The organism is Streptomyces sp. JW3 (genome assembly GCF_052216785.1).
Taxonomy (GTDB): domain Bacteria; phylum Actinomycetota; class Actinomycetes; order Streptomycetales; family Streptomycetaceae; genus Streptomyces.
Map to the genome: position 1 here is coordinate 1 of NZ_JBQOUX010000041.1, position 22,774 is coordinate 22,774.

The following is a 22,774-nucleotide window of genomic DNA, read 5'->3' on the forward strand; positions in this document are numbered from 1 at the left end:
CACCAGGTGCCGGGGCCCGCTTCGGTGTACGGGCTACTCCCGCCGGGCCAGCGGGGCGGCCGTGGCCCGCGCACCGCTGACAACGGTGTCCTCCAGGTCCACCAGGCCCAGTTCCAGCGCGAAGATGACCAGGCACAGCCGGTTGCGCAGGCCCAGTTTCCGCATCAGCCGCTGGACGTGCGAGCGCACGGTGTTGACGCTCACCCACAGCAGGTCCGCGATCTCGGTGTTGTCCCGGCCGGAGCCGATCAGCGCGAGCACCTCGCGTTCCCGCTGCGACATCACGCTCAGCGTGGCCCGCGCGTCGCGGTTCACCGTCCACTCGAAGGCCAGGTGCCCCGAGCTGAGCTGATCGCAGTGCAGCACCTCCTCCGCCATGACGGTGCAGCCCTGCGCCACCAGGAGGGCCGCGTCGGCCAGTTCCCGGTCCGGGGCGGTGCTCAGCACGATGCCGCGGGCACCGAACCACATCGCTCCGGACAGCTCCCGGAACGGCTCGTCGGCCACGAACAGCGTCGGCGCGTGCGAGACGGACGGCTGGGCGGACGGGTGGGACGTGAACCGGTGGGCCAGCATCATGCTGTCCCGGTCGACGGCGGCCACCACGAGATCCACCCGCGGGGCCGGCTGCCCCTGGCCCGGCAGTACCTCGAACTCGCCCAGTGCGACAAAACGTTCGTGCAGAGTGCGGCGTCTGACATCGTCATTTCCCATGACGCGCACGGATATCAATGACTCCCCCTGATCATCGACGGTTGCGCCGGCCTCGACGCGGGACGCGGACGCGCTACCTCCTCACCGTCCGTCGGACACCCGCCTTCTCGAGCCTCGGCAGCACCTCGGCCGAGAAGTACTCGAGTTCGCCAAGATAGTCGACGAACGACAGTGCGAGGCCACAAACGCCCGCTTCGGCGAACGACGCGATGCTGTCAGCTATCTCGTCCGGCGTACCGACCAGTGGAAAGCCGCCGTGTCCGGCCGCGAAGCGCGGACGGAACAGGTCTATTTGCGCTTGGCTAAACGACTGGGGGTTGATGCCCTGGCCGCTCATGACGGTGTCGACGCCCGCCCAGTCGGCGTTCTCCTCGGCGTAGTAGCGCAGGAACTCCTCGGCCTCGGCGCGGGTTGGCCGGCACACCACATAGGCGTTGGAGAGCACGCCGGTCCGCGGCCGGCCGGCCCGCGCCGCGGCCTCCTCGACGCTGTCGACCAGGGCCCGGCCGCGCCGCGGATCGAAGGTGGCGGTCAGCAGGAAGTCGGCGTTGCGAGTGGCGAAGGCGCGGCCGGCCGGGGAGACGGCGGCGTTGACGACCGGCAGCCGGCCGGCGGCCGGGCGGGGACTGGTGGCGAGGCCGCGCAGGCCGGGGAAGAACTCGCCGTCGTGGTCGAAGGGTTCCTCCTCGCTCCACAGCCGGCTCACCACGTCCCACCACTCCTGGGCGTGCGCGTAGCGCTTGTCGGGGCTGCCCGGCAGGTCGAGGCCGAACGCCTCGTACTCCGCCTGGTACCACCCGGCGACGATGTTGAGCCCGGCCCGGCCGCCGCCGATCCGGTCGAGGGTGGCCAGCTGCTTGGCGGCGACCACCGGCGGCAGCAGCGCGCTGTGCACGGTGGCGAAGACGCAGACGCGTTCGGTGGCCGCGAGCATTCCGGCGGCCCAGGTGACGGTCTCCAGCACGCTGTCGTGGAAGGTGGTGCCGGGCCAGCCGATCCAGCGGCCCACCGGCAGCAGGAAGTCGATCCCCGTCCGGTCGGCCAGCCGGGCGAGCCGGAGGTTGTCGTCCCAGCTCCCCGACCAGCGCTCGGGGACGGTGGTGATGGCCAGGCCGGATGATGCGTTGGGCGCGAACAGCCCCAGCTTGAAGCCGCTCTCGGCGGACATCGCGTGTGCCATGGAACCCTCTCCGGATGCTCGGAAGCTCGACGTGCCCCGCCGGGGCCCGGGGGAGCCTGGAGGGGCATGTTCACCGTGGCAGAGGGCGATTAAGGCGCCGTAAGAGCTGGGCAGTGCCGGCGCAGGGGCGGCCGTCGGTCAGCCGGTCCAGGTGCCGCGGGCCCGGTAGGCGGGCCCCCAGAGGGTCTTCATGGCCATCCGCATCGGCGCCGGCATGAAGGAGCGCACCCGCTGGAGGTTGTCCTCGGACGCCTCGTCCAGCAGCCACGGGAACAGCTCGGCGGCCCCGGTCGGGCCGAGGCTCTCGCGCTGTACGGCGGTGAAGGACTTCCACTCCTCGGCGCTGAGCGCCTCCGCGATGTACGGCAGGCCGTCCGCCTCCTCGTGCGCCAGGTGCGACTCCAGACACGCGGCGAGGTCGGCCACCGCCTCCTCGACCCGGTCCGCGGGGACCAGCGGGTCGGTGAGTACCGCGTCCACCCGGGCCAGCAGCGGGTCCAGCCGCTCGTGCTCGGCCTCCAGTTCGGCCAGCGTGGCGAGGGTTTCGGGGCGGTGGGCGAGGCCCTTGACCATCCGGGGCCACAGGTCCCGGTCCTCGCCCTCGTGGTGGATGTGCAGCTGGGACCGGAAGATCTGCCAGCCGGTCGCCACCCGCTTGCGGGCCAGCGGGTCCTCGCCGCGGCCGCGGCGGGCCGCGGCCCGCTCCAGCCGTCCGAGGTCCCGCCGGAAGGCGTCGTGGCTGACCAGCATGATGGTGAGGTCCACGTGGCTCTTGCCGTTCCTGGCCATCCTTGCGCTCCGTTTCGGTGTGCCGTGCGGATGTGTCGCGGAGGTGTGGGGACACGCCGATGGGCGGCCGGGAAGGGGAGGCCGGCCGCCCATCGGGGATCTCGTGCTCGGACCGGACGGGGTCAGGCGCGCTTGCGCCCCACCACGGCCGTCGCGTGCGCGGGCAGGTGCAGGACCTGCTCGACCTCCAGGCCCGCCGCCGTCATCCAGGAGCGGCACTCGGCGGCCGTGTACTCGTTGCCGGCCGGGGACTGCATCATCATGGTGAGGCTCATCAGGAGGGTGTCGGCGTCCCGCCGGTCGTCGTCGATCATCGGGTCGTAGACGATGACGGCGCCGCCGGCCGGGAGGTGCGCGGCGGCCTGCGCGATCAGGCCCTCCCGGGTGGCCACCGGGGTGTCGTGCAGCACGTTGCCGAAGATCACCACGTCCGCGCCGGGGATCGGGTCGACGTAGAAGTCGCCGCCGTGGAACGACATGCGGTCGCGTACGCCGCGCTCGTCGGCCAGTTCCTCCAGGAACGGCCGCATGACCGGGCGGTCGAAGACTCCGCCGCGCAGGTGCGGGTGGGCCTGGAGCAGGGTGCCGGCCAGGTTCCCGCGGGCGCCGCCGATGTCCACGAAGGAGGTGTGCCGCGACCAGTCGTACTGCCGGGCCAGCTCGGGGCCGATGGCGCCGTTGAGGCTGTCCATCGCGCTGAGGAACTGGCGCAGCCGCTGCGGGTCGCGGAAGATCTGCGCGAACGGGACCTTGCTCTTGTCCTGGCCGTGGGCGTCGCCGGTGCGCAGCATGTCCGCCAGCGTCTCCCAGCCGGCGCCCATGAAGTCCGTCGTCATCCGCAGGAAGCCGCCGACGTACCCCTGCTGGCCGGGGATCAGGTTGCGGGCGGCCGCCGGGCCGTTGGCGTAGACGCCGGCGGCGTCGCGGGTGAGCAGGCCCAGCGCGGTCAGCGAGTCCAGGAAGTCGGGCACCCCGCGTTCGTGCAGACCCATGCGGTCCGCTATCTGCCCGGCGGTGCCGGACTCCTTGCTGAGCGCTTCGAACAGGCCCATCTCCATGGCCGTCATGAGCAGCTTGCTGCGCATGAACGACCAGCCGACCAGCATGATGTCGAACGCGTCGTCCAGCGGGGCGCCGGGCGCCGGCGAGATGGTCTTTTCCGAGGTGGTCAAGTCCGAGCTGGTCATGGAAGTTTCCTTTCGGTTCACGGTCAGGCCGTCCACATGCCGACGTTTTCCAGCGCCGCCCGGTCGGAGTCCAGCACGATCCGGTGGACCAGGCGGAGGTCGTCACCCGGCTCGATGCCGAGTTCGTCCACGAGGCACTTCCTCGTGGTGCGGTACACCTGAAGGGCTTCGCCACTGCGGCCCGACAGGAAGAGGGCGACCATCAGCAGCGCGTGCAGACGCTCGTTGTAGGGATTGGCGGCGACCAGCTCGCGCAGCCGGGCGATGGCCTCCCCGCGGCGCCGGCCGAGCCGCACCTCCAGGGAGATGCGGCCCTCCTCGACGCCGATCCACGACTCCTCGAGGCGGGAGGCGGCGCTCTGCACCAGCATGCCTTCGCGCAGCCCCACCAGGGGCGCCCCGCGCCAGAGTTTCGACGCCTTCGAGAAATGCTGGAGCGCGGTTTCCGCGTCGTGGTTCTCCAGGGCCGCCATGGCGAGTTCGCGATGCCGGTCGAATTCGACGACGTCCAGCATTCCGTCGCCGATGGAAAGATAGTACCCCGGCGGTTCCCCGATGAGGAACAGATCGCTGCCGGCGCTGCTGCTGTGCAGCATTTTCCGGAGCTGCGAAATATAGACGCGCAGCGCCTGGAGTGCCGTACGGGGCGGGCCCTGCGGCCAGAGTTCGTCGATGAGGGACTCGATGGAGAGAACCCGGTGGTGATTGACCAGAAGGGCGGCCAGGAGCGCACGGAGCTTGTGTGCCTGCGGGGTGAGAATGCGATCCCCGTCGTGCACCTGCAATTGTCCCAGAAGCTTGAAACGCACGTTTACTTATCCCCCGTTGCGGATCGGCGACTACTGATACGGTTTCAGCTTGTGCATGGCTCCGGCGAAGAATCCGAGGGGCCGCCCCTGGCGCCTCAGCAGACCGGTGTCGATGACCCGGCCCACGATGATCACGTGATCGCCGCCCGGGATCTGCTGGGTCACCTCGCAGGTGACGTAGGCCAGCGAGTTGGTGAGCACGGGACTGCCGCCCAGCCCCGGCAGGGAGTTGACCTTGAGGAACCGGTCGACTCCGGAGGCGAACAGGCCGGCGATGCCGCGCTGCTCCTCGGACAGGATGTTCACGGTGAACGACGATCCGACGTCCAGGGCGGCGCGGAAGGACGACCTGTCGTGCAGACAGAAAAGGACCAGCGGGGGATCGAGGGAGAGCGAGGTGAAGGAGTTCACGGTCACTCCGAAAAGCTCGCCGGAGTAATTTGCCGTGATGACCGTCACGCCGGTCGCGAATCGCCCGAATATCGCGCGTAGTTGTCGCTGATCGATGAGTGCGTCGCGTTCCGCCGCGGTGGCTTGCTGTGCCATCGGTGCTTCTTCCTGTTTCATGTCGAGAGGCGTGTCGATTGTCCGAGGGGACGGAAAAGCGAGGGTGCCCCTCGAGGTGCGCGCTGACCACAGGAACTCGGTATTTTCTCTTCGATGGCTTGAAGCTACCAGTTGCCGACTGGGGTCGCATCAACCTCTCGGACGAACCGGGTCCGCTCCGTGGCGGCGGGCGGGCCGGGGAATAGGTATGCGGCCCGGGACACACCCTCGTCCCGGGCCGCATGCCTATTCCGCGCCGGCTCAGAGCATCGCGGTGCCGCCGTCCACCAGGAGGTGTCCGCCGGTCAGGTACGACGACCGGTCCGAGGCCAGGAAGACGATGGCCTCGGCCACGTCCTCGGGGGTCCCGTTGCGCTTGACGGCGGTCCGGTCGGCGTTGGCCTTGCGGACGTGTTCCGGCACGTCCGACGCGAGCGAGCTGAGGATCAGGCCGGGCGCCACCAGGTTGACCCGCACGCCGGCCGGCCCCACCTCACGGGCGAGCGTCCGGGCCGCGGCCTCCAGCGCCGACTTCGACATGGACAGCGCGCCGAACCCCTCGGGGGAGCGCCGGGCCAGGGTGGCGCCGACGGCGACCACCGCGCCGCCGGCGCCGCGGTCGATCATCCCCGGCACCAGGGCGTGCACGGGGTTGAGAAAGGCGGCCAGTTGGGCCTGCACCACCTGGAGGGCCTGGGTGCGGGGCGCCTTCAGGAGCGGGCCCGGCCGGGCGGTCCGGCCGTCGACGCCGGCCGCGTTGGCGATCAGGACGTCCACCGGCCCGACCGTCTCCCGGGCCCGGTCGGCCAGCCGGTCGACCTCGTCGGCGCGGGTGACGTCGGCGCGCAGGGCCACCGCGGTGCCGCCGGCCGCCGTGATCTCCTCGACCACTTGCTGGGCGGCGGTCTCGTTGGACCGGTAGTTGACCACCACGGCCGCGCCCTGCCGGGCGAGCAGCCGGGCGGTGGCGGCACCGATGCCGCTGCCGCCGCCGGTGACCAGGGCGGCCTTTCCGGCGAACGGCCGGTACTGAGCTGTGTCGTCCATGATGCGGGCTTCCTCACGGTGAGTGCTGATGTGGGTGGGCGGGCGGGTGGGTCAGTGCCCCGATCCGGCTTTCAGGCGGCGCAGCGGGAGCAGGAAGACGAGCAGGAAGACCAGGCCGTAGACGACCACCTCGTAGCGCAGGCCGGTCTTCATCGAGTCCGAGAAGTGCTGCTGGCGGGCCCGTTCCAGGGAGGCGTGCACCAGCCGCGGCACGGCGGGGTCGCCGGTGCGGCGGGCCCGCTCGTCAAGCGCCGCGCACTCGGGTACGGGGGCGGACCGGTCGTCGGTACGGGCCTGGGCGGTGAAGCAGTCGACCAGGGAGCGCTCCAGCGCCCGGGTGTCCGTGGCGGACACCGACAGGTGCCTCAACTCGGCGTCCAGATGCGGTACTTCGTGGCGGGCGGCGGCGCCCGCGTTGCCGCTCAGCAGGCCGAAGAAGATCGCGCCGAGCACCGCGACGCCGACCGCGTTGCCGGACTGGCCCACCGTGGCCTTGACGCCGGCCGCCGAGCCGGCGCTCGGGCCGACCGCCTCGGCGAGCACGACGTCGTTGACGGTGGTGACGATCAGGCCGAGGCCCAGGCCGACCACCAGACCGGCGGGCGCGAGCCGCCAGAAGGACAGGTCGGTCGGATAGGCGTCCAGCGTCACCATCAGCGCGACCATGCCGAGCGCCATCACGGCGGCACCGGCCTGCACCAGGCGCTTGCCCAGCCGGGGCAGCAGCGGGATGGCGATGCCGGAGGCCAGCCCGGTGCCGACCGCGATGGGCAGGAAGGCCAGGCCGGTGCGGAGCGCGGACCACTCGTAGCCGGCCTGCAACTCGACCGCCAGTACCAGGAAGAACGCGGAGATGCCCGCGAAGCTCATGAACTGGACCACCAGGCCGGTGCCGAAGGAGCCGCCGCGGAACAGGGCCAGGTCGACGACCGGTTGGCCGCCCCGCCGCTCAAGGGCCCGCTGGTGCAGCAGGAACAGGCCCAGGGCCGGCGCCGCGAGGGCCAGCATCGTCCAGATCCACCAGGGCCATCCGGCGTCCCGGCCCTGGATCAGCGGGAAGGTCACCAGGGCCACCGCGCCGGTGCCGAGCACCGTGCCCACCAGGTCGAGGCCGGGCCGCTGGGCGGAGCGGTGCTCGGTCACCAGCAGCGTCGCCCCGACCGCGGCGAGCAGCCCGATGGGCACGTTGATCAGGAAGATCATCCGCCAGCCGGAGCCGAACAGGTCCAGGTCCACCAGCGCGCCGCCGACCAGCGGTCCCGCGATGCCGGCCAGCCCGGTGACGCCGCCGAGCGCGCCGAACGCGGCGGCCCGGTGCTTCCCGGTGAAGGTGACGTGGATGATCGCCTGGACCTGCGGGAACATCAGGGCCGCGGCGAGGCCCTGGAGCAGTCGGTACAGCACGATCTGGGTGCCGCCGGTCGCGGTGCCGCACAGCAGCGAGGCGGCGGCGAACGCGAGCACGCCCCAGACGAACACCCGGCGGCAGCCGTAGATGTCCCCGAGCCGGCCGCCGGCCACCAGCCCGGCGGCGAACGTCAGTTGATAGCCCGCCAGGATCCACTGCACCTGGGCGTAGCCGGTGTGGAAGGAGGTCTGGATCTCGGGGGACGCCACGGTGACGACCGTGACGTCAAGCAGTTCCATGAAGGCGGCCAGGAGGATGACGGCCAGTCCGAGCCAGGTGCGTCGCGACGGCGGCGGTGGATCGGACGGGGCCGTCCGGGCCGCGGTGCCAGTACGGAGATCACTCACGATGGGCTCCCGCAGGTTGCCGGACGAGCAAATAGTTAGTAGCCTAACGAACGATTTCCATCATGGTCAACATTATGGTCAACCGGCTTTTGCCCGTCGGTTCGGCGGCAGGAGATACTGTGGTGACCAGGCAGCGAGCGGAGGTGCGGGTGCCTAAGCAAGAGGCCGACCAGGCACGGGCCAAGGAAACAGACGCGGGGCCGGTCTGGCTGCGCAAGAGCATCGCTCCCAAACTGCGGCTGGCGGCCAAGGAGTCGCGCGGGTTCTTCGAGGACGAACTCGGCAAGTCCGGGGTGACCTTCGCGACGTGGACGATCCTCGCGACCCTGAAGCTGGAGGGGTCGATGATCCAGCGCACCCTCGCCCAGTACCTGAGCATCGAGGGGCCCACGCTCTCCCGGCATCTGGAGACGATGGAGCGGCGCGGGCTGGTGGCGCGCACCCGGGACGGCGCCGACCGCCGCACCGCCGTGGTCGCCCTGACCGACGAGGGCCGCTCCCGGTACGAGGAGATCGAGTCCGTCGCCCTGCGCAGCCAGGAGCGGATGCTGCGCGGGCTCAGCGACACCGACGTGGCGCAGCTGAGCACGCTGCTGGAGAAGATCCGCTCCAACGTCAGGCCGGACTGAGCGGGGGCTCCGCGCGGTGCTGTCGGCATGGGGTTCCTCGCCTCGGTGACGCGTCCGCCCGCGTTCGCGCGCGGGCTCTGACGCATCTCAGCCGACGGCTGTGAAGCGGAGGTAAGGCAGCAGAAAAAGGGGGGCGCCCACCGGTTCGCCGGTGGGCGCCCCTCACAAGTGCGCGGAACGTCACGGGAGCCGGTGGCGGCGGGGCCTTCGGCGCGCGCCCGCCGCCACCGGGGTCACTCGGTGACGAAGTCGCCCATCATCGCCATGTCCTCGTGCTCCAGGTTGTGGCAGTGGATCATGAACGCGCCGGGGTAGTCGGTGAACCGGGTGACCACCTCGACGGCCTCGGCCGGCCGCAGGTCCACCGTGTCCTTCCAGCCGTGGTCGTACGCCCCCGGGTCGCGGTTGTTGCGGGAGACCACCTGGAAGTGGTCCAGGTGCAGGTGGACCGGGTGGTGGAAGTTGGTGGTGAAGCGCCACACCTCGGTCTGCCCCAGTTTCGGCCGGGCCAGCGCACGGCCCGGCCGGTACTCCTCGCCGTTGATCGTCCAGCCCGCGGTGGACCCGCGGAAGTGGAAGTCGCGGGTGACCACCGCGCGGTCCGCGTCCAGCCGGGCCACCTCGCTCAGCCGCTGCGGCACCTGCGTGTCGTCGGCGGGTGAGCCGGAACCGACGTCGAAGCGCATCACCTCGGCGGTGGAGCCGTCCCCGAAGCGGTTCAGCAGCCGCACCTCGGTGCCGGGCCGGTAGCGGGCGAAGTCGACCACGACGTCGAAGCGTTCGGCCGGGGCCATCTCCAGCGAGTCGTGCCGGCGCGGCCGGTCCAGCAGCCCGCCGTCGCTGCCGATCTGCACGAACGCGCCGCCGCCCGGGGGCTGCGGGTCCAGCTCCAGCTTGTACAGCCGGGCGTTGGAGGCGTTCAGCAGCCGCAGCCGGTAGCGCAGCCGCTCCGTCGCCAGTACCGGCCAGGGTGCCCCGTTGACCAGCACCACGTCACCGAGCACGCCGTTCATGTACGCGTCGGTGACCCCGGGCACATGCAGCTCCGGGTCGATCCAGGGGTACTTGAACCGCCCGTCCGCGGCGAACGAACGGTCCGTGATCATCAGCGGGATGTCCCGCTCGCCCCGGGGCAGTGGCAGCCGCTCCTCCTCGTCGTCGCGGACCAGGTGGAACCCGGCGAGGCCCATCCACACGGCGGCGCCGGTGTATCCCATGCGGTGGTCGTGGTACCAGAGGGTGGCCGCCCGCTGGTTGAACGGATAGGTGTAGTTCCGGGTGCCCTCGGCCAGGTCCATCGCCCCGTGGTCCATGGCCATGCCGTGCGCGCCGCCGGACAGGTCCATCGCGGCGGTGTGGGCGTCGTAGGAGCCGTCGGCCGGCAGGATCAGCGAGGTCGGATAGCCGTCGCTGGCCGCCGGGGTGTGCCCGCCGTGCAGGTGCACCACGGCGGGCCGGTCCAGTTCGTTGCGGTGCCGCACGACGGTGCGCCGTCCGGAGCGGGACACCAGGGTGGGCCCCGGGAACGTCCCGTTGTAGGTCCACGCCCTGGTCCGCAGACCGGGCAGGATCGCCAGGTCGGCGGCGCGCTGGGTGATCTCGTAGGTGTCCGTGGAGCCGCTCGTCGACACCGGTTCGAGCACCGGTGGGACCGGGAGCGGCACCTGGTAGCGCTTCGGCAGTTCGGCGTCGCTGGTGAGCAGTTCACCGGGGCGGCCCTCGGCGACGTAGTCGCTCAGCAGCGGCCAGCCCGCCGCCGTGAGGGCGCCGGCGCCGAGCACCGCGCCGCCCGCGCCGAGGAAGGCGCGCCGCTTCACGGGACCAGCTCCGTCTCCACGGTGCTCGCCCGCGCGGGAGCGGCGGGGCCGGTCCGCGGCAGGGGGGTGGTCATCGCCCGCTGGGAGAGCACGGCGACGGCCGAGACCAGGACGACGCCGAGCACGACGTGCGCGGCCACGCTGCGGTTCAGGCCGAGCATCATCTGGCCGATGAGCGCGAGCAGCACCACGAGGGAGGCCGGCAGCACCGACCCGGGACCGCCGGCCCGGCGGACCAGGAACGCGGCCACGGCCATCAGCACGGCGACGACCACGATGCCGCGGCCGAGCAGGCCGTGCATCCGCAACATGTCGAAGTGGCCGCCGAGGAAACCGCCCGCCAGGGCGACCTGGGCGAGCATCAGCACGGACTGGAGGAGCGCGGTGATCCGCAGGGAGATCAGGGACTTGCGTAACGACATGGGTGTACCTCAACGGCGTCGTGGGCGTCGTGGGACAAAGGCGCATGTGCCCAACAGTTCGTGAGCTATCAAATCGTCTTGTCGTACCCATGCGCAACCCCGTTCCTGCGCGCGCAGGCGCGGGAGCGGAGTCCGGCCGATCTTGACCCGGGGCGATTAAGCGCCGATAAAGCGGTCCGTCGGGTCCGCCTCAAGCCGGGCCGTTCCGTGTTTCCCGCACGTCGCGCGCTGCCTACGCTTTCCCGGCGCACCCCCAGCAACGACCGCCCCACGACCCGGAGGCCGGCCCATGCCCACGCACGCCCACGCCCGCACCCCCTGGATACGACGGCTCGTCGCCGCCCCCGCCGACGGCCGCCCCCGACTGGTGTGCTTCCCGCACGCCGGCGGCTCCGCCAGCTACTTCCGGCCGCTCGCGATCGCGCTGTCGCCCCAGGTGGAGACCGTCGCCGTGCAGTACCCGGGGCGCCAGGAACGCCGCGCCGAGGCCCCGCTGGAGAGCGTCGAGCGGCTGGCGGACGAGGCGTTCGACGCCCTGCGCGGCACGCTGCCCGGACCCCTCGCGCTGTTCGGGCACAGCCTCGGCGCGCTGGTCGCCTTCGAGGTGGCCCGGCGGTTCGAGGCGGCCGGCGCGGAGCCGCCGCTGCGGCTGTTCGCCTCGGCCGGCTGCGCGCCCTCGGTGCTGCGCCGGCCCACCGCCCACCTGGCCGACGACGCGACCCTGCGCGCCGAGCTGTCCGCGCTCGGCGCCGCCGACCGTGGCCCGCTGTCGGCGGCCGAGCTCCGCGCCCTGCCGCTGCCCGCGATCCGCGCCGACTACCGGGCGGTGGCCCGGTACCGGGCCGACCCCGGGGCCCGGGTCGGCATTCCGGTGACCGCGCTGGTCGGCACCGAGGACCCGATCGTCTCCCGGGCCGACGCCGGCGCCTGGGCCCGGCACACCACCGCGGCCGGTGCCGTGCAGGTCTTCGGCGGCGGCCACTTCTACCTGGACCACCAGGTGCACGGCGTGGCCGCGACCGTCGTCGGCGCGCTCGCCGCGCGGCCCGCCCCGGCCTCCCCCTGATCGCCGCCGGGCCGGTTCACGTCCGACCGTCACCGTGCTTTGGCCTCGCTTAATCGGCCCTCCCTACGGTCGAGGGGCACCGCCGCTCGGGCGGGTGGAGACCCTGACGCATCCCTTGGAGAGCCGATCGATGACGACTGTCACTGGCCAGGTCAAGCCCGCCGACGTGTGGCGGAAGGCGGACGACGCGAAGCAGTTCCTCGACCGGGCGGCGGTCGAACTGGCCTCGGTCAAGCGGGAACTCGACGAGCTGCTGCGGGTGAGCGCCGGCAGCCACGTCCTGGACGTCGGCTGCGGCACCGGCAACGACGTACGGGCCATCGCCGAGCGGGTCGGCCGCACCGGCCGGGTGGTCGGCCTGGACGCCAGCGAGGAGCTGATCGCGCGGGCCCGGCCCGCGGCCCCCGGCGCCGCCGAGACCGAGTTCCACCACGGACAGGCCGACGCGCTGCCGTTCGCCGACGCCACCTTCGACGCGGCCCGCGCCGAGCGGGTCATCGAGCACGTGCCCGACCCCGCGGCGGCCGTCGCGGAGATGCTGCGGGTCGTCAAGCCCGGCGGGCAGCTGCTGGTCACCGACCCCGACCACGGCCTGTGGGCGCCCGACCTGAGCGACCCGGACGTCACCCGCACCATCATGAACTGGTGGAGCGACCACGTCCCCAACCCGTGGGTGGCCCGCCGGCTGCGCGGACTGTTCACCCGGGCCGGCGCCGTCGACGTCACCGTCAAGCTCCAGCCGGTCGTCCTCACCAGCCTGGCCGCCGCCGACTCCCTGACCTGGATCGGCAAGGCCGCCGCCGTGGCCGGCGCACAGGGCATCGTCGACGAGACCGCCGCCCGCGCCTGGGGCGAGGAACTGCTGCGCCGGGACGCCGAGGGCACCTTCCTGATGTTCGGCACCTTCGTCGTCGTCACCGGGACCAAGGCGGCCGGGACCGAGGCAGCCGGGACCAAGGCGGCCGGGACCAAGGCAGCCGGGACCGCGAAGTGAGTGCCCGGACCGTCGTCGAGGAACACGCGCGGCTCGCGGAGCACTGGTTCGCCAGGGCCTGGGCCGGCGGCGACGTCAGTATCGCCGACGAGGTGTTCGCACCGGACTTCGAACTCAACGGCCGCACCGTCGGCCCGGACGGCCCGCGGCGCAGCGTGCGCGCCGTGCACAGCGCGTTCTCCGACATCGGCGTCGACCTCGACGTGATCGTCACGGACGGCACGCACGTCGTGACCCACTACACCACCACCGCTCGGCAGACCGGCAGTTACCGGGGCGTGCCGGCCTCCGGCCGCTGGATCAAGGTCTCCGGGATCGTCATCTGGGAGATCCGCGACGGCCGGGTCGTGCGCGACCGCAACGTCTTCGACACCGGCGAGGTGGTCGCCCAGATCACCGCAGCGACCGGCGCCACCGCCCACGCCAAGTGACCGACCACGAGGAGCATGTGACATGAGCGAATCCGGTACCGCCCGGCAGGACCACGACGTCATCATCCTGGGCGCGGGCAGCGCCGGCACGGTCCTCGGCGCCATCCTCGCCCGCCACGGCGCCCGGGTGCTGCTGATCGACGCGGCGGTGCACCCGAAGTTCGCCGTGGGGGAGTCCACCACGCTGTACACCCTCAAGGGCTACCGGCAGCTCGCCGAGCGGTACGGCATCCCGGAGCTGGAGTACCTGACGTCGTACGAGTCGGGACTGGAGAACATCGGGCCGACCTCCGGCGTCAAGAAGCACTTCGGCTTCATGCTGCACAAGGAGGGCGAGGAGCCCGACCCGCTGGAGGTCAACCAGTTCAGCCCGCCGTCCAAGGCGCTCCAGACCGGCCACCTGTTCCGGCAGGACACCGACGCCTTCCTCTTCCACACCGCCATCAAGTACGGCTGCGCGGTCCGGCAGGGCTTCCGGGTGGCCGACATCGAACTCGGCGCGGACCAGGTCGCCGTGCAGGACGCGGGCGGCGAGCGCTACACCGCCCGTTACCTGGTGGACGGCAGCGGCTTCCGCTCCCCGGTCGCCGACAAGCTCGGGCTGCGCGAGGGCCCGGACGCCCTCAAGCACCACTCGCGGTCCCTGTTCACGCACATGATCGGGGTGAAGCCGACCGACGACGTGCTGCGCATGGAGCCGGAGGACCTGCCGCCCATCCCGTGGGTCGAGGGCACCATGCACCACATGTTCGAGCGGGGCTGGATCTGGTCCATCCCGTTCAACAACGAACCGCGCTCCAAGAACCCCCTGGTCAGCGTCGGCCTCACGTTCGACGAGCGGCTCTACCCCAAGCCCGAGGGCGTCACCCCGGAGGAGGAGTTCCGGGCGTTCATCAAGCGGTTCCCGGCGGTGGAGCGGATGTTCGCGGACGCGGTCACCGTGCGGCCCTGGGTCTCCACCGGCCGGCTCCAGTACAGCTCCAAGGAGACCGTCGGCCACCGCTGGTGCCTGATGTCGCACGCGGCGGGCTTCCTCGACCCGCTGTACTCCCGCGGCCTGACCAACACCACCGAACTCATCAACGCCTTCGCCTGGCGGCTGCTGGACGCGCTGCGTGAGGACGACTTCGACGTGGCGCGCTTCCGCTACGTCGACACCCTCCAGAAGGGGCTCATCAAGTACAACGACGCGCTGGTCAACGCCTCGTTCATCTCCTTCTCCGACTACGAGCTGTGGAACGCCGTCTACCGGGTGTGGGCCGCCGCCGAGGTGCCCATCAACCTGCGCTTCGACCGTTACATCGAGAAGTTCCGGGAGAGCGGCGACGACCAGGTCTTCCGGGACATGGAGGACGTCGAGTTCCCGGGCCTGCTGCTGCCCGACCAGCCCGCCTACAAGGCCGTGTTCGACGAGATGGTGGTGCTGTGCGACGCCGTGGACCGGGGCGAGATGCCCGCCGCCGTCGCCGGACGGGGGCTCATGCAGGCCATCGAGGCGTCGCCGGGCATCCTGCGCGGCATCGGCGTGGAGGACAAGAACCGGCGGTTCATGTTCCCCGGCATCCCCGAGCTGAAGGCGATGTCCGCCTGGCTCCTGGACGACGCCCCCGAGGAGATGCGCTACCTCGCGCCGACGCAGCCCGCGGTCCCGGCGGGCACCGGCAGCGCCGTACGCGAAGTGATCATTCCCGAGTAGTACGGATCGAGTAGTACGGATCGAGTGGTACGGAACGCGTAGTACGGAACGAGTGGTACGGAAGGCGGACGGACCGTGTCGGACGTGCAGCGGGGAGCGGGGGACGGCCGGCGGCCGGGACTCCTCGTGGTTCTGGCGAAGGGGCTCTGGATGTGCGCGGGCCACCTCGGCCGGGTCGTCTACGACGGACTGCGGGCGGCGGGCGCGGTATGGGTGTACGTCCCGCCGGACGCCGACGAGAGCGACGGGGCCGAACCGTCCCGGCCGGTCCTCGACGCCCCGCCGGACGGCCACCCGGAACGGCTGCCGGCCGCGCCCGCCCCGTCCGCCGAGGAGATCGACCTGTGGGCGCGCTTCTACGCCGACGACTGACCGGCCTGCCGCCGCCCGCGCCCGCCCCTGACGCACATCTCACCCTTTCCGCAACGGAGTTGAAGATGGACAAGCGACTGTTCACCTCGGAGTCGGTGACCGAGGGACACCCCGACAAGATCGCCGACCGGATCAGCGACACGATCCTCGACGCGCTGCTGCGCCAGGACCCGGCGGCCCGTGTCGCGGTCGAGACACTGATCACCACCGGCCAGGTGCACGTCGCGGGCGAGGTGACCACCACGGCGTACGCCGACATCGCGGCCCTGGTCCGCGAGACCGTCCTCGGCATCGGCTACGACTCCTCCGCCAAGGGCTTCGACGGGGCCTCCTGCGGGGTGTCGGTGTCGATCGGCGCGCAGTCCCCGGACATCGCGCGGGGCGTCGACACCGCCTACGAGAACCGGGTCGAGGGCGACGCCGACGCGCTGGACCGGCAGGGCGCCGGCGACCAGGGCCTGATGTTCGGCTACGCGAGCGACGAGACCCCGAACCTGATGCCGCTGCCGATCGAACTGGCCCACCGGCTGTCCCGCCGGCTGACCGAGGTGCGCCGCGACGGCACCGTCCCCTACCTGCGCCCGGACGGCAAGACGCAGGTCACCGTGGAGTACGACGGCGACCGGGCGGTGCGCCTGGACACCGTCGTCGTCTCCACCCAGCACGCCGCCGACATCGACCTGGACGGGCTGCTGACCCCGGACGTCCGCGCGCAGGTCGTCGAGCCGGTGCTGGACCGGCTGGCCGGCGACGGCATCAAGGTGGAGACCGACGGCTACCGGCTGCTGGTGAATCCGACCGGACGGTTCGAGATCGGCGGCCCGATGGGCGACGCCGGACTGACCGGCCGCAAGATCATCATCGACACCTACGGCGGGATGGCCCGGCACGGCGGCGGGGCGTTCTCCGGCAAGGACCCCTCCAAGGTGGACCGCAGCGCGGCGTACGCGATGCGCTGGGTGGCCAAGAACGTGGTGGCGGCCGGACTCGCGCGGCGCTGCGAGGTGCAGGTCGCCTACGCCATCGGCAAGGCGGAGCCGGTCGGTCTGTTCGTGGAGACCTTCGGCACCGGCACCGTCCCGGTCGGCACCATCCAGCGGGCCGTCACCGAGGTCTTCGACCTGCGCCCGGCCGCGATCATCCGCGACCTGGACCTGCTGCGGCCCATCTACGCCGAGACCGCCGCCTACGGCCACTTCGGCCGCGAACTGCCGGAGTTCACCTGGGAGCGGACCGACCGGGCCGTCGCCCTGAGCGCGGCGGTCAAGCGGTAACCCGCGGCCGTGCCCGCGCCCCCAGCCTTCGAGAGGAGTCGTATGCACGAGGAACCGGAGGACCAGCGACGCGAACGGGAACAGTCACCGGCGCCGCCACTCGTCCTGGCCGGCGTGGAGGACGATCCGGCGGAGCGGCACATCGTGCGCGGCATCGACTGAGAGCCGCCACCGCACCCCCCACGTACACACACGCACGCAGCGCAGCGCGCGGCCCCGGCCGCGGCTGCGCTGTCCGTGCTGGCGGCCGGGTCCGAAGCCCGGTGGTTTGCCGCGGGTTGATGGGGGCTTTGCGGGGCGCTGGCACGGTCGGTGGGTCGATCTCGAACCTTCAGTGAGGCGAAAATGGCCAAGTCCGTCAACGAAGAACTGGAACCACCGCCGGTCAGGAACATCCGTTCCCTCACGGGCCTGCGGTTCCTGATGTCCCTCACCGTGTTCATCTCGCACATCGCCGTGATGACGCCGGTCCCGCACGTGAACGACGTCCTCGGACTCGCCGGCTCCGGCGGCACGTTCTTCCTCGTCCTGTCCGGCTTCGCGCTGACCTGGAGCTTCCGCGGCAACGACACCTTCGGCTGGTTCATGGGCCGCCGCATGGCCCGGATCTGGCCCACCCTGGTGATCGCGATCGCGCTGCCCCTCGGCTTCGCCCTGGCGGCGCCCGGGACCGACGTGGGACACATGACCGGCGCGGCGCTGGCCAGCCTGTTCTTCGTGCAGGCGTGGATACCGGGCGTGGTGCTGGAGACCACCAACCCGGTGACCTGGATGCTGTCCTGCGTCGTCTTCTTCTACGCGATCTTCCTGTGGGTCGGCCGCTTCGCGCTGCGCCGCAGCCTGAAGCAGCTGGCCTGGATCGCCGTCGCGACCCTCGCCTACGGCTGGGCGCTGCGGATCGTGCTGTGGCTCGCCTATCCGCCCAGCGAGCCGCTCTCGCTGGACGACGCGAGCGGGCTGACCTTCGGGATCTACTCACCGCCGGGCCGGATCCAAGAGTTCCTGTTCGGTGTGCTGATGGCCGCGGCCATGCGGCGGGGACTGCGGTTCCGCTTCTCGGTCGGCCAGGTCACCGCCGTCATCGCGGTCGCCCTCGGCCTGATGTGGCTGCTGGCCGGCGCCTCGATCCGCAGCGAGGTGCCGCACGACCCGCTGGACCTGGTGATGGCCCCGCTCTACGCCTGTCTGCTCGCCGCCTACACCCAGCGCGAGATCGACGGCCGCGGCTCGCTGTGGGCCCGGCCCGCGCTGGTCTCGCTCGGCAAGATCTCGATGGGCGTCTACCTGTTCCACTTCACGGTGATCTTCACGGTCGCCGCGATGGTCTACCCGGACAAGGAGATGGTGGACTTCTTCCTGGACCCGGTCACGCCGGACAACGCGCACTGGCTGTGGGCCGGCGTGAGCCTCGCGGTCTCACTGCTGGTGGGCTGGCTGGTGCACCGCTTCTACGAGGACCCCGTCGAGCGCCGCATCAGGGCGTTCCTGGACGCCCGTTCGGGCCGCCGCCGGCCGGCCGCGCACCGGCCGGCCGAGGCGGGCCGGGAGGAACTGGTCGGCTCGCCCGGTGCCGGGCGGCCCGAGTAGGCCCGTCCGCCCGCACCGCCGGGGGCCGGTCGCAGCCGCAGGGCCGCCGACCGGCCCCTTTGGCCGTCGCGGCGGCTCACTCGGTGCCGGGCTGCACGATTCCCGACTCGTAGGCCACGATGACCAGTTGGGCCCGGTCCCGAGCGTCCAGCTTGCCCATGATCCGGCTCACGTGGGTCTTGGCGGTCAGCGGGCTGAGGCCCAGCGCCTCGGCGATGTCGGCGTTGTTCAGACCGCGCGCCACCAGCACCAGGACCTGGTGCTCCCGGGGCGTGAGCGCGGCCAGCCGGGCGGGCACGGCGCGGGCCGGGCCGCCGGGGCCGGGAGCGCGCAGCACCTGTGCGATGAGCCGGGCGGTGGGGCCGGGGGAGAGCAGCGCCTCTCCGGTGGCCACGACGCGGATCGCGTCGAGCAGGTCGGCCGGCCGGGTGTCCTTGACCAGGAACCCGGAGGCGCCCGCCCGCAGCGCCTCGACCACGTGCTCGTCGGTGTCGTACGTCGTCAGGATCAGGACCTTGACGCCGGCCAGGTCCTCGTCGGCGGCGAGCACCCGGGTCGCCTCGATGCCGTCCAGGTCGGGCATCCGGACGTCCATGACGACCAGGTCGGCCCGGGTGGTCCGGGCCAGCTCGACGGCCTCCTTGCCGGTACCGGCCTCGCCCACCACCACCATGTCGGGGGCCGACTCGACGAGCATGGCGAAGGCGGCCCGGACCAGGGTCTGGTCGTCGGCGAGCAGTACGCGGATGGGAGTGGTCATCGGATCGCCCCGTCTGTGTCCGGATCGGTGTCCCGGGCCGCGGCACCGGCGTGCGCCGGCACCGGGGCGGTGATCCCGGTGCGCGTCCCGTGGCTCATGGTGTTCCTGATCGTGCCGGATTCCCGGGTGGCCCCCGGCGCCCGGTCCGGTCCCGCGGTCCGGCCGCCCCCGCCGGTCCCGCCGGCCGTGGTCAGCGGCAGCACCGCCCGCACCTCGAACCGGCCGCCGGGCCGCGGCCCCGCCTCCAGGGTGCCGCCGACGCTGCGGGCCTGCTCCCGGATGCCCACCAGTCCGAAGCCCGGCGGCTGCGCGGAGGGCGGCACCGGCTCGGTGGCCCGGTTGGTGACCTGGACGTGCAGCGCGCCGTCCGTCTCGCGCACCAGCACCTCGACGGCGGGGTGCGGCCCGCCGTGCCGTACCGCGTTGGTCAGCGCCTCCTGCGCGATGCGGTAGGCCGCGGCGCCGACGGCGGGCGGCGCGTCCGGAGCCGCGGCGATCCGCAGGGTCACCGCGGCACCCGCGCTACGGGCGGTGGCGGCCAGGCCGGGCAGCGCGTTGAGACCGGGCAGCGGGCCGCGCCCGTGCTCCGGACCGGACCGCAGCACCTGGAGGGTGGCCCGGATCTCGGAGCGGGTCGCCCGGCAGGTCTCCGCGATGTCCTCCAGCGCCCGGGCCACGGCCGCCCGGTCGAGCCGGTCCGGGTCGGCGTTGAGCACATGGGCCGCCACCGAGGTGCGGACGCCGACCAGGGTGATGCTGTGGGCCAGCAGGTCGTGCAGGTCGCGGGCGATGCGCAGCCGTTCCTCCACCACGCGGCGGCGCACCTCCTCCTCGCGGGACAGCTCGGCGCGCTCGGCGCGTTCGACGGCGGCGGCGACGTTCTGCCGGTGGTAGCGCAGACAGATCCCGAAGGCCAGGAAGGCCACGATCCACCCGGACACCCGCAGCGCGTCGGCCCCCTGGGGCAGCCCCTGGGAGAACTTCACGGCGAGCATCACCCCCACCACCCCCGCGCCCGCCACCACGGAGCGCAGCACCGGCCCGGTGGCGGCGACGGTGTAGAGGGCGGCCATGGAGACCACCATCAGCGCGCCGTGGTGGTAGTCGAGGGCGTGGTACGGCACCAGGAAGCAGATCAGGGCCAGGAACGACAGCAGCGGCGCCCGGCGCCGCCACACCATCGGCAGATGCGCGCCCAGCAGCAGCGCCCAGCCCAGGGTGTCGGGCGCCCGCCCGTCGTCCTGGCCGAGCCGCCCGACGACCACGGCGCTGACCGCCATCAGTACCGCCGACAGCGCGTCCTGGACCAGGACTTGCCGCTCGCTCGCGGCGCCGTAGGCCGGCCGGCGTACCGCTCGGATCGCGTTCACGTGCGTATCGTCTCCCCCTGGGCTGAGCTGGGCTGCGGGTGACGGGCGCCCCGCGCGGTGCGGGGCGCCCGTGGGCGGGTCACGGTGTCGGCGACAGCTTCCGCTCCTGTTCGGCGGGGGCCGCCGCCGGGGTGCGGGACAGCGGGCCCGGCCACCACACCTTGCGGCCCAGCGCCACGCTCGCGCTGGTCACCAGGTACGTGCGCACCAGGAAGGTGTCGAGCAGCACCCCGACCGCGATCACGAAGCCCAGCTCCACCAGGGTGACCACCGGCATCGCGGTCAGCACCGCGAAGGTGCCGGCCAGCACCAGGCCCGCCGAGGCGATGACCCCGCCGGTGGTGCGCAGCGCGGTGAGCGCGGCGGTGCCCGGCTCCTGGCCGTTCAGGCACTCCTCGCGCATCCGGTGCATCAGGAAGATGCCGTAGTCCACGCCGAGGGCGACGAGGAACACGAAGGACAGCAGGGCCAGCGCCGGGTCGGTGCCCTCGAAGCCGAAGAGCGGCTCGAAGACCAGACCCGCGATGCCCAGCGAGGCACCCCACACGGCGACCACCGCGGTGAGCAGGATCAGCGGCGCGACCAGGCTGCGCAGCAGGGCGACCAGGATGAGCAGGACGGCGGCCAGCACGATCGGCACCACGATGGTGCGGTCGCGGTCGTTGGTCTCCTTCAGATCGAGCTGCTCGGCGCTCAGCCCGCCCACGTAGGCGTCCTGGCCGTCGAGTTCGGAGCGCAGCGCCTCGATCGTGGCGGTCTCGCCGGGGGTCTGCGGCACCGAGTCGGTGATGACGGAGATCTCGGTCCAGCCGCCGCTGCTGCGCCCGCGTTCCGCGCTCTCCACCCCGGCGGTCGCCTCCACGGTCCGCATGACCTCGGCGGCCCGGTCGGTGGCCGCGGCGATGACCAGGGGTTCGGTGCCCCGGTCGGGGAACGCCCCGGCGAGCGTCTGGGTGGCGACGATCGACTCGGGCGTCTCGGTGTAGGAGTCCTCCTGCTTGAGGCTCTCGGGCAGGCTGAAGGCGCCGAGCGCGAGCGCGCCGAGCAGTACGGCACCGGAGGCCAGCACGGTCAGCGGCCGGCGGCCGGCGGAGCTGCCCATCGCGGAGAACAGCGAGCGGCGGGCCTTGGGACGGGAGCCGTAGACGGGCACCGAGGGCCAGAACACCCGCCGGCCCAGCAGCACCAGGACGGCCGGCAGCAGGGTCATCATGGCGGCCAGCGCGCACAGCACGCCGAGGGCGCCGAGCGGGCCCATGCCGCGGCTGCTGCCGAGGTCGGCGAAGAGCAGGCAGAGCAGACCGACCGCGACGGTCCCGGAGGAGGCCAGCACGGCGGGGCCGCAGCCGCGCAGGGTGGCCCACATGGCGTCGTAGGGCTGTGCGGCGCGGCGCAGTTCCTCGCGGTAGCGGGCGACGATGAGCAGGGCGTAGTCGGTGCCCGCGCCGAACACCAGGATCGTCATGACGCTGGAGCTCTGGCTGCTGATGGTGGTGTCGAAGAGCTGGTTGAGGCCGTAGGCGGCGCCCATCGACATGAAGTCGGCGAGGCCGGCCACCGCGAGCGGCACCAGCCACAGGAACGGGCTGCGGTAGATGAGGATCAGCAGGATCGCCACGACCGCGACGGTGGTGTACAGGACCGGGCCGCCCACCGAGCCATAGAGGCCGCGCGCGTCGGAGGAGATGGCGTCCGGGCCGCCGACCCGCACGTCCAGGCCGTCGCCGCCGCGGGTCACCTCCCGCACGTCGGCGACGAAGGCGTCCCGCTTCTCGTCGTCCTGGCCGGGGGTGGTGGTACTGACCGGGTACATGACGGTGCTGCCGTCCTCGGACGTCACCGCCCGCGGGGTGCCGGTCAGTTCGAACTGCCCGTCGATCCGGGTGATCTGCGCGGCGGCCGTGGCCTTGTCGGCCTCGGTGAGGGCGCCGTCGCGGTGGTAGACCACGACGATCGACGTCGCCTCGCCGCCCGGCATCGCGTCCTGGATCTTGGCGACCTGGGTGGAGTCGGCACTGGTCGGCAGGTAGTCGACCGCCCGGTTCACCTGTACGTCGCCGAGTTTCGTCGCGAACGGCGCGACGACCGCGAGCAGGACGATCCACAGACCGAGCACCGCCCAGGGCAGGGCCTTGCGGCGCTTGCCGCTCTTGTGCTCAACGCCTCCCATGCGGGGGCCTCCTTAGATTCCTATTTATTCGTTAGCTATCGATGTTAATGGACGGGCTCCAGTCTTGGGGGAACGGACGGCGAATTCGTCGCACGACAGGGGGAGTTGCCGGATACTCCCCAGGGAGGCGTACGGCCGGGCCTACTCCCCGGGGAGTAG

The 22,774-nt window shown here is 72.1% G+C and carries 21 protein-coding genes; 8 read left to right on the forward strand and 13 right to left on the reverse strand.

Going from position 1 to position 22,774, the window contains the following annotated elements; all coding sequences use genetic code 11:
• Positions 1-33: 33 nt before the first annotated feature.
• The 8 genes from ACTT8P_RS18350 to ACTT8P_RS18385 all read right to left on the reverse strand — a co-directional run bounded on the left by ACTT8P_RS18350 (position 34) and on the right by ACTT8P_RS18385 (position 8,027).
• Positions 34-714, reverse strand: a complete 681-nt coding sequence (locus ACTT8P_RS18350; protein WP_442832728.1) for a response regulator transcription factor — start codon at positions 712-714, stop codon at positions 34-36.
• A gap of 73 nt (positions 715-787) precedes the next feature.
• Entirely contained in the window at positions 788-1,894 is a 1,107-nt protein-coding gene (locus ACTT8P_RS18355) for an LLM class flavin-dependent oxidoreductase (RefSeq protein WP_442832729.1), read from the reverse strand.
• A gap of 138 nt (positions 1,895-2,032) precedes the next feature.
• On the reverse strand, positions 2,033-2,683 hold the full coding sequence (locus ACTT8P_RS18360) for a hemerythrin domain-containing protein (protein WP_442832730.1): 651 nt from the start codon (positions 2,681-2,683) through the stop codon (positions 2,033-2,035).
• Positions 2,684-2,805: 122 nt separating this feature from the next.
• Entirely contained in the window at positions 2,806-3,870 is a 1,065-nt protein-coding gene (locus tag ACTT8P_RS18365; RefSeq protein WP_442832731.1) for a methyltransferase, read from the reverse strand.
• A gap of 23 nt (positions 3,871-3,893) precedes the next feature.
• Positions 3,894-4,679, reverse strand: a complete 786-nt coding sequence (locus ACTT8P_RS18370) for an AfsR/SARP family transcriptional regulator (protein WP_361161933.1) — start codon at positions 4,677-4,679, stop codon at positions 3,894-3,896.
• A gap of 30 nt (positions 4,680-4,709) precedes the next feature.
• Positions 4,710-5,225, reverse strand: a complete 516-nt coding sequence (locus ACTT8P_RS18375; RefSeq protein WP_442832732.1) for a flavin reductase family protein — start codon at positions 5,223-5,225, stop codon at positions 4,710-4,712.
• Between the two features lie 261 nt (positions 5,226-5,486).
• Positions 5,487-6,272 (reverse strand): SDR family NAD(P)-dependent oxidoreductase, encoded by a 786-nt coding sequence (locus tag ACTT8P_RS18380; protein ID WP_442832733.1) that lies wholly within the window; start codon positions 6,270-6,272, stop codon positions 5,487-5,489.
• 51 nt (positions 6,273-6,323) lie between these two features.
• On the reverse strand, positions 6,324-8,027 hold the full coding sequence (locus ACTT8P_RS18385) for an MFS transporter (protein WP_442832734.1): 1,704 nt from the start codon (positions 8,025-8,027) through the stop codon (positions 6,324-6,326).
• Between the two features lie 149 nt (positions 8,028-8,176).
• On the opposite strand from ACTT8P_RS18385, the gene ACTT8P_RS18390 reads away from it, so the two are divergent.
• A complete protein-coding gene (locus ACTT8P_RS18390) occupies positions 8,177-8,656 on the forward strand; it encodes a MarR family winged helix-turn-helix transcriptional regulator (protein WP_442832735.1) in 480 nt (159 codons plus the stop codon).
• A gap of 233 nt (positions 8,657-8,889) precedes the next feature.
• On the opposite strand, the gene ACTT8P_RS18395 is transcribed toward ACTT8P_RS18390, so the two are convergent.
• Entirely contained in the window at positions 8,890-10,473 is a 1,584-nt protein-coding gene (locus tag ACTT8P_RS18395) for a multicopper oxidase family protein (protein ID WP_442832736.1), read from the reverse strand.
• Positions 10,470-10,895, reverse strand: coding sequence for a hypothetical protein (locus tag ACTT8P_RS18400; protein WP_442832737.1), 426 nt, complete (start codon positions 10,893-10,895; stop codon positions 10,470-10,472). The genes ACTT8P_RS18395 and ACTT8P_RS18400 overlap by 4 nt, the downstream gene beginning before the upstream one ends.
• 289 nt (positions 10,896-11,184) lie before the next feature.
• On the opposite strand from ACTT8P_RS18400, the gene ACTT8P_RS18405 reads away from it, so the two are divergent.
• The 7 genes from ACTT8P_RS18405 (at position 11,185) to ACTT8P_RS18435 (ending at position 18,315) form a co-directional block, all read left to right on the forward strand.
• Positions 11,185-11,961, forward strand: coding sequence for a thioesterase II family protein (locus ACTT8P_RS18405; RefSeq protein ID WP_442832738.1), 777 nt, complete (start codon positions 11,185-11,187; stop codon positions 11,959-11,961).
• Positions 11,962-12,091: 130 nt separating this feature from the next.
• A complete protein-coding gene (locus tag ACTT8P_RS18410; RefSeq protein ID WP_442832739.1) occupies positions 12,092-12,955 on the forward strand; it encodes a methyltransferase domain-containing protein in 864 nt (287 codons plus the stop codon).
• Complete coding sequence (locus tag ACTT8P_RS18415; RefSeq protein ID WP_442832740.1) at positions 12,952-13,386, forward strand: ester cyclase; 435 nt, start codon at positions 12,952-12,954, stop codon at positions 13,384-13,386. Before ACTT8P_RS18410 ends, ACTT8P_RS18415 begins: the two co-directional genes overlap by 4 nt.
• Before the next feature lie 22 nt (positions 13,387-13,408).
• Positions 13,409-15,082, forward strand: a complete 1,674-nt coding sequence (locus ACTT8P_RS18420; RefSeq protein ID WP_442832741.1) for an NAD(P)/FAD-dependent oxidoreductase — start codon at positions 13,409-13,411, stop codon at positions 15,080-15,082.
• Positions 15,083-15,157: 75 nt separating this feature from the next.
• A complete protein-coding gene (locus tag ACTT8P_RS18425) occupies positions 15,158-15,454 on the forward strand; it encodes a DUF6059 family protein (protein WP_442832742.1) in 297 nt (98 codons plus the stop codon).
• Between the two features lie 65 nt (positions 15,455-15,519).
• Positions 15,520-16,728: a methionine adenosyltransferase gene (gene metK / locus ACTT8P_RS18430; RefSeq protein ID WP_442832743.1), complete on the forward strand. Its 1,209-nt coding sequence runs from the start codon at positions 15,520-15,522 to the stop codon at positions 16,726-16,728.
• Positions 16,729-17,073: 345 nt separating this feature from the next.
• Positions 17,074-18,315, forward strand: coding sequence for an acyltransferase family protein (locus ACTT8P_RS18435; RefSeq protein ID WP_442832744.1), 1,242 nt, complete (start codon positions 17,074-17,076; stop codon positions 18,313-18,315).
• A gap of 76 nt (positions 18,316-18,391) precedes the next feature.
• Here ACTT8P_RS18435 and ACTT8P_RS18440 read toward each other — a convergent pair whose 3' ends face one another.
• The 3 genes from ACTT8P_RS18440 to ACTT8P_RS18450 form a co-directional block, all read right to left on the reverse strand.
• On the reverse strand, positions 18,392-19,075 hold the full coding sequence (locus ACTT8P_RS18440; RefSeq protein ID WP_442832745.1) for a response regulator: 684 nt from the start codon (positions 19,073-19,075) through the stop codon (positions 18,392-18,394).
• Positions 19,072-20,436 (reverse strand): sensor histidine kinase, encoded by a 1,365-nt coding sequence (locus tag ACTT8P_RS18445; protein WP_442832780.1) that lies wholly within the window; start codon positions 20,434-20,436, stop codon positions 19,072-19,074. The genes ACTT8P_RS18440 and ACTT8P_RS18445 overlap by 4 nt, the downstream gene beginning before the upstream one ends.
• A gap of 88 nt (positions 20,437-20,524) precedes the next feature.
• Positions 20,525-22,615: an MMPL family transporter gene (locus ACTT8P_RS18450; RefSeq protein WP_442832746.1), complete on the reverse strand. Its 2,091-nt coding sequence runs from the start codon at positions 22,613-22,615 to the stop codon at positions 20,525-20,527.
• Between the last annotated feature and the right edge of the window lie 159 nt (positions 22,616-22,774).